At 62.6% G+C, this 9,469-nt stretch carries 10 protein-coding genes; 5 read left to right on the forward strand and 5 right to left on the reverse strand.

Features of this window, described 5'->3' with window-relative positions; translation table 11 throughout:
- Positions 1-47: 47 nt before the first annotated feature.
- A complete protein-coding gene (locus CN311_RS30810; RefSeq protein WP_097577353.1) occupies positions 48-686 on the forward strand; it encodes an FMN-dependent NADH-azoreductase in 639 nt (212 codons plus the stop codon).
- Between the two features lie 67 nt (positions 687-753).
- Here CN311_RS30810 and CN311_RS30815 read toward each other — a convergent pair whose 3' ends face one another.
- The 3 genes from CN311_RS30815 to CN311_RS30825 all read right to left on the reverse strand — a co-directional run bounded on the left by CN311_RS30815 (position 754) and on the right by CN311_RS30825 (position 3,996).
- Entirely contained in the window at positions 754-1,929 is a 1,176-nt protein-coding gene (locus tag CN311_RS30815) for an ROK family transcriptional regulator (RefSeq protein WP_097577354.1), read from the reverse strand.
- Positions 1,930-2,046: 117 nt separating this feature from the next.
- Positions 2,047-3,075, reverse strand: coding sequence for an SIS domain-containing protein (locus CN311_RS30820; protein WP_097577355.1), 1,029 nt, complete (start codon positions 3,073-3,075; stop codon positions 2,047-2,049).
- Complete coding sequence (locus CN311_RS30825; protein ID WP_245440997.1) at positions 3,076-3,996, reverse strand: BadF/BadG/BcrA/BcrD ATPase family protein; 921 nt, start codon at positions 3,994-3,996, stop codon at positions 3,076-3,078.
- Positions 3,997-4,143: 147 nt separating this feature from the next.
- On the opposite strand from CN311_RS30825, the gene CN311_RS30830 reads away from it, so the two are divergent.
- Genes CN311_RS30830 through kce form a run of 4 tightly spaced genes read left to right on the forward strand, consistent with a single transcriptional unit; the run spans position 4,144 to position 8,177 of the window.
- Entirely contained in the window at positions 4,144-5,394 is a 1,251-nt protein-coding gene (locus CN311_RS30830; RefSeq protein WP_097577356.1) for a sugar ABC transporter substrate-binding protein, read from the forward strand.
- Positions 5,395-5,396: 2 nt separating this feature from the next.
- On the forward strand, positions 5,397-6,332 hold the full coding sequence (locus tag CN311_RS30835; protein WP_097577357.1) for a carbohydrate ABC transporter permease: 936 nt from the start codon (positions 5,397-5,399) through the stop codon (positions 6,330-6,332).
- Positions 6,333-6,366: 34 nt separating this feature from the next.
- Entirely contained in the window at positions 6,367-7,197 is an 831-nt protein-coding gene (locus tag CN311_RS30840) for a carbohydrate ABC transporter permease (protein ID WP_097577358.1), read from the forward strand.
- A 47-nt stretch (positions 7,198-7,244) separates the two neighbouring features.
- Entirely contained in the window at positions 7,245-8,177 is a 933-nt protein-coding gene (gene kce / locus CN311_RS30845; protein WP_097577359.1) for a 3,5-dioxohexanoate:acetyl-CoA acetone transferase, read from the forward strand.
- A 15-nt stretch (positions 8,178-8,192) separates the two neighbouring features.
- On the opposite strand, the gene CN311_RS30850 is transcribed toward kce, so the two are convergent.
- Together CN311_RS30850 and CN311_RS30855 are read right to left on the reverse strand one after the other, a co-directional pair.
- Positions 8,193-8,489: an HlyU family transcriptional regulator gene (locus CN311_RS30850; protein WP_097577360.1), complete on the reverse strand. Its 297-nt coding sequence runs from the start codon at positions 8,487-8,489 to the stop codon at positions 8,193-8,195.
- A 225-nt stretch (positions 8,490-8,714) separates the two neighbouring features.
- Positions 8,715-9,401, reverse strand: coding sequence for a PadR family transcriptional regulator (locus CN311_RS30855; protein WP_097577361.1), 687 nt, complete (start codon positions 9,399-9,401; stop codon positions 8,715-8,717).
- Between the last annotated feature and the right edge of the window lie 68 nt (positions 9,402-9,469).

Genomic DNA, 9,469 nt, shown 5'->3' on the forward strand with positions numbered 1-9,469 from the left:
GCCCCATATCCGGCGGGACAAATTATTTCACCCCTGGAGAGCCCAACATGTCCATCCTTCTCGTCACATCGAGCCCGCGCGGCGCTGCCTCGCACTCGACCCGCATTGCAACCGAATTCGCGGAAAAGCTTGTCGCCGCCGACCCGTCGAACACGCTTGTCGTGCGCGACCTGGTCGCCAACCCGCTGCCGCATATCGATGCCGACTATTCGACCGGCATCTACACACCCGTCGAAGCCCGTACCCAGCGGCAGGCGGAAGTCGTCGGCGTTTCCGACGCCGCGCTCGAAGAACTGTTCGCCGCCGACACCATCATCCTGGCCACCGGCTTCATCAACTTCAACATCTCGTCGACGCTGAAGTCCTGGGTCGATCACATCGCCCGTTCCGGCAAGACCTTCTCCTATGGCGAGAATGGCCCGAAAGGCCTCGTCACCGGCAAGAAGGTCTATATCGTCCTCGCCTCGGGCGGCATCTATTCGGAAGGCGCGGCCGTGCAGTTGGACCACGCGATTCCCTATCTGCGCAGCGTGCTCGGCTTCATCGGCATGACCGACGTCGACGTCATCCGCATCGAAGGCGTCGGCATGGGGCCTGACGCAGTCGAGGCCGCTCTGGCCAAGGCGACAGCAAAGGTCGATGCGGTGGTCACGGCCACAAGCGAGCGTGTCGCTGCGGCGGCATAAAGCATCAGCCATCAGTCATCGAATCCAAAAGGCAGGCGCCCAGCGCCTGCCTTTTTTGCTCGCCCGCCTACAACGGCGGCAACACCACAGCCGGATGGCGATCCTCGCGCAGGAGCAGTCCGAGGCTGTAATCGAGCGCGAGTTTCATCGCGCCAAGTGCTGTTCCGCCATCCTCCAGTGAACTGACCGCGATCCGTGTCGGCCAGGCGAGGTCGCCGGCGACGCGCTCGACCTCGGCGGTCATCAGTGCATTCCGGCCGACACCACCGCCAAGTACGATCAGGCCCGGGTCAAGCACGCCTATGCACCCGGCCGCCAACCGGCCGATATCGGCGGCGTGGCGCGCCACCATGTCAATGGCCGGTGCCGAGCCGGCCATGGCTCGCCCGAACAACTCCTTGGCCGAACCGGGCGGCTCGCCGTGATCGGCCGGCCAGCCTTGCCGGCAACGGGCAACAAGCGCCTTGGAGCCGAGATAATGCTCCAGCCCTTCGCGATAAGGGATCTCGCTGGGCGACCAGGGAAACGGCATGCGGCCAACTTCCCCGGCCGCACCGCCCGCCCCGCGGAACAACCGGCCTTCGCTCATGAAGCCAAGACCGACCCGCACGCCGATCTGCAGAAAGGCAAATGTCTGATGGCCCTGAGCGGCGCCGAAATGCATTTCGCCAATGGCCGCGCAATTGACGTTGTTTTCGAGGATGATCGGCACCGGGAAATGACGACGAAGGCCTCGAAGAACGGCGTCCGGAGCATGATCCGTGCCGAGGCGGCTGGCGGACACGATGCGCGGCACGGCGACCGCGACGCTGCGCAGGACGCGAAAGCTCTTGCCGACCTTTGCCAGGATCGATCGCGCCACCGACAGGATGATGGCACCGATATCGTCGGAATCTGTCCCTCCATTGTCCTGGATCATCTCTTCCGCTGCTGCCAGCGGCCGGGCATCCATCGAATAGGCGACCGCGCGCACCTGTGCCGCGCCGACGTCAATGCCGATCACGCATCCGGCGCCCGGCCCGATGCCATAGATCGTGGCGGTGCGCCCGATGGCGCCGCGCTCGACCCCGCGTGACGCGACCAGCCCCAGCGCACTGAGTTCCGAGACCGCCGCCGACATTGTCGGCTTCGACAGGTCGAGCATGGCGCCAAGCTTGGGCCGTGTGACCGGTCCATGCGAAGCGAGCAAGCGCAAGACGGCGCGGGCGCTCTCAGTCAGGCCGGGAATTTCCGGTGCAGCCATATGTGGTTTCCAACCCACCCTGAAATGCCGTTCGAGCGAAAGCCCCATGTCACGAATCAAACCACGAGCACCCATTGTGGGGCGGTTTGGCAATTTCTGCGAACGCAGTCGAGAATTCTAGAGCTCCGTCGGCGACCACGGTTTGAGCTTGGTGTCGGTCTGCCGGTAGCGGAAGGTTATGTCAGTCAGGCCAGCGGCATCCTGCATGTCGCCGACGATGGCCTGCAGCGCGATGATCGCCAGGATGCCACCCGCCATGTCGTTGCCAAGCGCCGGGAGGGAGATCACGGCGAGCTTGTCGGTCGACGCGATGTCCTTCCGCTGCGTTATCAACACTGACGGACAACCGAAGGCAGCGACATCCTGGGCTATCTGGACTTCGCGGCCTTCGCCAAAGACGACAAGGCCGGTGTTCGCATCCTGCGATTCCATCGGCCCGTGCAAATAGTTCAGCGTGTCCCAGCCGGAGGCGGAAACCCGCACGGCCTCGCGGATCAGCATCGCCGCCTCGCCGGCATTCGCAAAACCGATGCCGGCACCCACTATATCGATCGAGGTTCGACCTTCCAGCAGGCGCGCGGCCTGTCCGGCGGAACCACCAGCGTTGGTCAGCACGGCGACCACCGCCGGTGGCAGAAGCGTCCAATCGAAGGCCGGCCTGCTGCCGGCAATCCGGTCGATCAGCATGCCGAGCGCCAGCAATGTTCCGGTGTAGCCGGTCGAGCTGGCTCCATTGTCGGCGCCCGACGCCATGGCAATCACCGCGCCGGTGATCGCGGCCAGCGGATTGTCGGCACCCCGGCAGATGGCGAGGCGGGGATAAGCGGCTGCCTCCTGCATGACATCGGCGATCTCGCGGCTTTGCCCGGAAGCCGACAGCGCAATGAAGGCGTCAGCGGCCGCGCTCGTCCTGCCGTAGAGGTCGGTCGGCGAATAGGCAAACGCCGTTCTGCCGAACGCGCGCAGATAGGCTGCGCCGGCAAGCGCGGCCTGATAGCTGGCGCCGATGCCGGCAAGCCCTATTGTCTTGCCGGCATAAGCAGAGATATCCAGGGCATCGAGGGCACCGGCCACCGCCTGTATTCCTGTATCCAGACTCTCAACCTGGCGCGCCACCGCTGCCTTGTAGCCGATACGCTTCATCATTCATGCTCCAATTCGGGAAGACGGGTATTGATCGGCGAACAGGCGCTTGGCGAGCGCCATGGCGCCGATCACTGGCGGTTCTCGCAGCAGCACGACCCGGCTTGCGGGCGCCACCCTCGCCATCGCCTCCACGAACGCCTTCATCAGCATGGGCTGTTCGGCGATCACCCCGCCGCCGGCCACGACAAGCGAGGCATTCGCACCGCGTTCGATCAGCACTTCGACAAGCGCGGCGAGTGCCGCACCACCCTCGGCGATGACGCGGGTCGCCAGTGGCGACCCGGCGGCCGCGGCATCGAAAACAGCATTGGCGTAACGGCCCCATACTGCCGCGCCGCGTGTCTCGTTGAGCAGGATGCCAAGCTTCGTCTGATCGTCCGTGTCGAGCTCGCGCATCAGCGCGTCGATCAGCGGGTCGCCATGCAAGCCGCGATCGAGCGCGCCGCGTACCGCCCTGGCTGCCTCGCGCACCAGCGCCGCCGCGCTGCCCTCGTCGCCGAGGATCCATCCCCAGCCTCCGGCGGCCAGCATCTTACCCTCTTGCGTCCGTGCCACCGCGATCGATCCGGTACCGGCGACAACACCGATGCCGTCGACATAACCGGCGGCGGGAACCATCAGCTCCGCATCGTTCACCACTTGCACCCTTCCGCCCGTCCTGGCCGAAAGCAGCGTCTGGAAGTGCTGGCATTGTTCGTCCGTGTCGCAGCCATGGGCGCCGACTGCCAGAGCGGCAGACGCGACACCCTCACAAAGGTCGGCAATGATCGAGACCAGCCTCTCGGCGTCCGCTTCTATTTGCCGGATACGCCAGCTCTCCGTCACCAGCACCTCGTCGACGATCGTCCGGCCGTCGCGGCACGCCATCACCCGCGTCTTGGTGCCGCCGATATCCACGCCTGCAATGATTTTCTGGGTCACCAATATCCACCGTCGAGCCGAACGAAACAGGCGTTTCGCTCACAAATCACTTTAGTTAGGAAACTTTACAAACTATCTTTCCAGACGGCAAGAACTATGATTTGATAATCGACGTGAAGCGCATTCGGCGCACAGGGAGATTGGGAAATGAGCAGGAGAAGGATTGGTCTGACGTTTCTGGCCGCGTCTTTCGCGTGGGGTCTCGCAGCCAGCGCCGCGCGCGCTACCGACATTTCATTCTGGACATGGCGCCAGGAGGACAAGGCGGCCTACAACGAGCTCTTTGCCGACTTCACCAAGCTCAATCCGGACATCCATGTGAAGTTCGAATCCTTCCCCGACGAGAACTACCCGACCATCGTCTCTACGGCTTTGGCCGCGGGCAAGGGCGGCGACGTGATCCACACCCATGCCTATGGCTGGCTCGAGCAATTCGTGAAGGCCGGCTATTTCGAGCCGCAGGACGAAAAGACCGTGCCTTCGCTCGCCAACCAGCCTGCCGATGCATTGATCTCCGGCACTTATCGGGCCAACAAGAAGGTCTATTCCCTGCCCTTCGCGTCGCAGACGCTCGGCCTGTTCATCAACAAGGACGTTTTCGCCAAGGCCGGCCTGACCCCGCCGACGACATGGGATGAATTCATCACCGTCAGCAAGGCGCTGAAGGAGAAGGGCATCTATCCCCTGGCGAACGGGCTGGGCACGAGCTGGTTCAACGAGATGTTCGTCGCCATCTTCACCAACCCCTTCCTCGGCCAGGGCTTCGTCACCGATCTGACGACCGGCAAGACCACGTTCAAGGATCCACGCTATGTCGCCGCACTCGGCAAGCTGCTGGAACTGCGCGATTATATGCCCGACGGCTTCGAAGGCGTGGACTACACGACCGCCGGCCAGCTGTTCCTCAGCGGCAAGGCGGCAATGCTGGCCGGAGGCAGCTTCGATATCGCCACCTACCGGGCGCAGAACCCGGCCATCAACATGGACTTCATCGCCCCGCCGATGGCAAAGGCCGGCGACGTGCCGCAAGTGACCAAATTCTTCGACGGCGGCTATGCGGTGAACGCCAAATCGCCGAACAAGGAAGCCGCGCTCAAGCTGGTCAACTGGATGGGCACCAAGGAGTTCGGCGACAAGTTCTCAGCCCTGCTCGGCAACATCTCGCCGATCAAGGGCGTCGTCATCAAGGACGAATTGCTGGCGCATGTCGCCAAGTTGAACGAAACCGCGATGCCCCATATCAATGTGGTGTATTTCCGCTTCCAGAAGCCGACCGGCTCGGAATTGCTGCAGGGCGACATCACCAAGATGATGTCCGGCTCAATCACGCCGGAGCAGCTGGCGGCTGATCTGACCGACGGCTTGGCCAAATGGTACACGCCGTTCCAGGGCAAATAAGGATGACATCAGGCCGGCGCCGCACCGCAAGACCTTTCCCGTGGCGCCGGTCGCTCTGGATCGCCTTTCTGCTGGCGCCGGCGCTCGTGGTGATGATGCTGTTCGTGCTGTGGCCGTTGCTGTCGGCCTTCCGCTTTGCGTTCTATGAATTCAACGGATTGCGGCCGACCGGCTTCATCGGCCTGGAGAATTTCCGCCAGGTCCTGTTCGAGAAGCCGTTCAGCGACTGGACCTACAATGCGCTCAAGCACAATGTCATCGCCTTCTTCGCCCTGATGGTTTTTGAGAACGGCACCGCCTTCCTCATCGCTTTCGCGCTTCTGAAGGCGTTGCCCGGGCATCGCGTGCATCAGGTCATCGTCTTTCTTCCGGTCGTTCTCTCGGCGGTCATCGTCGGCTTTCTCTGGAAGCTGTTCCTGCACCCGTTGTTCGGGCTGGTGAACCAGGCGCTGGCGCTGGTCGGCTTTGGCGCCATACCGTGGCTGGGCAATGAATCGACCGCCCTGGGCAGCGTCCTCTTTGCCAACATCTGGCACTGGCTCGGCTTCCCGACGCTGGTGCTGTTGGCCGGCATGCAGCGGATCAGCAAGGACGTGATCGAGGCGGCCCGCCTCGACGGCGCCGGCGACTATGTGCTGATGACCAAGATCGTCTGGCCGCTGATCGCGCCGAGTGTCACCATCGTCACCATCCTGACCTTCATCGGCAGTTTCAACTGGTTCGAGATCCCTTACGTCATGGCTGGCCTGACCGGCTCTCCGGGCGGCGCAACGGATGTCCTCGGCCTCTATTTCTACCGCACCGCTTTCGGCAGCACGACGAGCGGCATCCAGGATTTCGGCCAAGGCAGCGCGCTCGCGGTCATGATGTTCATCATCGTCGCCGGCGTGACGGCAATCGCGCTTCGCTATCTGCGCCGCCGCGAGATCGAGCTGTGAACCACGCCGTGGGTGCCGCAGCCAGGGCTATCCCATGAAAGAGCGCGGCGAGCTGTTCAAGAATGGCGCCATCCAGCTCCTGCTGGCGCTCAATGCCGTCATCATGGTCTATCCGCTGTTCGTCATGGTGATCTCGTCGTTCAAGACGAATGCGGAGATCTTCTCCTCCCCATTCGCCTTGCCGGCCAGCTTCTCGCTGACCAATGCCGAGCGCGTCTGGAACGAAACCAATTTCGTTCGCTATCTCGCCAATTCCGTCGGCATCACCACCGCGGCGGTCGCGCTGATCCTGCTGTTCAGCACCATGGCCGCATACGCGCTCGCCCGCTACCGCTTCAAATTGAGCGCACTGGTGCTGATGTTCTTCCTCAGCGGCATGACCGTGCCGCTGAAGCTCGCGATCATTCCGCTGTTCATCCAGCTGGATTCGCTCGGGCTGGTCGACAGCTATCTCGGCCTCGTGCTGGTCTATGTCGCGATGGGTATCCCATCGGCCGTCTTCATCATGACCGGCTTCCTGCGCACCTTGCCGCGTGAACTCGAGGAATCGGCGCGGATGGACGGTGCCAGCGAATTGCGCATCATGCACTCGATCATGCTGCCGCTGGCGCGGCCGGCCCTGGTGATCGTGGCGATCCAGAACGCTGTCCCGATCTGGAACGACTTCTTTTTCCCGTTGGTGCTGATCACCTCCGACAATTTGAAGACGCTGCCACAGGGGCTGACGGTCTTCGTCGGCGAGTTCACCACCGACTGGGGCGTCCTGTTTACCGGACTGACACTAGCGGCGCTGCCGATAACCCTGCTTTACGTGGTGCTGTCGAAGCAGTTCATATCGGGTATCACCCACGGTGCAGTCAAATAGGGCGCGGTCAAACAGAGCGCCGTCAAACAGGGCAAGGAATTCGAGACGTGGCCAACCAAAGCAAGATCATCATCACCTGTGCGGTAACGGGCTCGATCCACACGCCGTCAATGTCGCCTCATCTGCCGGTGACCGCGCAGGAAATCGCGCAGGCCGCGATCGAGGCGGCACAAGCCGGCGCCGCCATTGTCCATCTTCACGCGCGCAATCCCGTCGATGGCCGGCCCGATCAATCGACGGAAGCGTTTGCGCCTTTTCTGCAAGTGATCAAGCAAAGCACCGACTGCGTGGTCAACATCACCACCGGCGGCGCCGCGACCATGACCGTCGAGGAGCGGGTAAAGCCGGCCGCGACCTTCGCCCCGGAAGTCGCCTCGCTGAACATGGGGTCGATGAATTTCGGCCTCTTTCCGATGCTGGAGCGGTTCAAGACATTCCAGCACGACTGGGAGCGGCCCTATCTCGAAGGCTCGCGCGACCGCATCTTCCGCAACACTTTCGGCGACATCGAGCATATCCTGCGCACCTGCGCGGCAAACGGCACCCGCTTCGAAATCGAGTGCTACGATATCGGCCATCTCTACACACTTGCCCATTTCGTCGAGCGCGGCCTGGTGAAGGCGCCTTTCTTCGTGCAGAGCGTCTTTGGTATCCTTGGCGGCATCGGCGCTCATCCGGAAGATGTGGCGCATATGAAGCGCACGGCTGACCGCCTGTTCGGTAACGACTATCATTGGTCGGTCCTCGGCGCCGGTCGCAATCAGCTTCCCATCGCCGCGCAGGCCATTGCGCTCGGCGGCAATGTCCGTGTCGGGCTCGAGGACTCGCTGTGGATCGGCAAGGGGCAATTGGCGAAATCCAACGCCGATCAGGTAAGGAAGGTCCGCCAGATCATCGAGGGGCTCGGCGCCTCGGTCGCCACGCCCGACGAGGCACGACAGATCCTGCAGCTCAAGGGCGGCGACAAGGTCGCTTTCTGATGGGACCTTGCTGTATCAGCCGAACATCTTCTCGCCCTGCTCGTCGACCAGTTGCATGCCCTTCTTGATCGAGATGTCGACGGCGTCGTCCAGTCCGGCGAAGCGGTCGGCGCGAATGAATTTATGCTCCTTCAGCACACCGTCGATCTCTTTCGAAACCACGCCGCAGGTCTGGTACTGGCCATCCGCCTTGTAGGGCGTGGCGCTGATCAGGAATCCCTTGTGCTCGATCTGCTTGGCCGGCGCGCCGCTCTTGGGTTCGCCCGCGTCACCGCCGTCACCACCGCCGAAAAGACGCTTCAGAAAAGACATGGGGGTATCCTCCAACGGCAATCACCCTGCACCACATAGCGCGGCGCAGAGTGATTTTCACTACCGGTCCTTGACCGGGCCGGCAAGGGCCACATTAGAGCGACGTGCGTCCACTTGGACGCACAAAGTACGCTCTAACACTTTGTATCTACCCATCGTGCTTTCCGAACCGAAGGTCAGCGAAGCAAAAATCGATTCCGATTTTCGGGCCGATGTGGTTGGAGGTCAGCGGCGCGACAGTGCCTCAAGCGCTTCGGCGGTGTCTACCAGAATGCTCATCGCCTGGGCCTGTTTCTCTTCAGAGGCATCGACGATATCGCTGAGCGCCGCGCGCAGCCGGTGGCGCACGGCACGAAACTCATCGCGCTTTTCCGAACGGCCGCGGCCACGCCGCCCGCCTTCCTCGCCGTCGTCGTTCCAGCCGAACCAGTCGCGCGCCTTGGCCATCTTGCGGCCGAAACGCTCGAGATGCTCGAGCACGTTGTCGATCATCTCGCGGTTTTCTTCGAGATGCGCCTGCCCCGCCTCGGTGATCGAGAACACCTTCTTGTTGCCTTCCGCCGATGAGACGGCATAGCCGGCCTCTTCCAGAAAGGTCAGCGTCGGATAGACCACGCCGGGGCTTGGGCTGTAGACGCCGCTGGTGCGCTCCTCCAGCGCCTTGATGATGTCATAGCCGTGGCGTGGCGCCTCGGCCAAGAGCGACAGCGTGATCAGCTTGAGATCGCCGTCGGCCAGCATGCGCCCGGCTCGGAACATGTCGCCCGGCCCGCCACGTCCGCCGCCACGGCCGCCATGCCCGAACGGGCCAAAACCGCCGCCACGACCGCCGAACCTGCCGGCCATGTGCATGAAGGCGCGCAGAGGATGCGCATCGAAATGAGGATGCCCGAAATGATCATGTTTATGCATCGTTTTTTCTCCTAAGATATGTCTTGCGATATATCTTAATTAGAGAGCGACTTCGGCCAAGTCAAGAT

It is taken from the genome of Mesorhizobium sanjuanii, from assembly GCF_002529485.1.
GTDB classification, from domain to species: Bacteria; Pseudomonadota; Alphaproteobacteria; order Rhizobiales; family Rhizobiaceae; genus Mesorhizobium; species Mesorhizobium sanjuanii.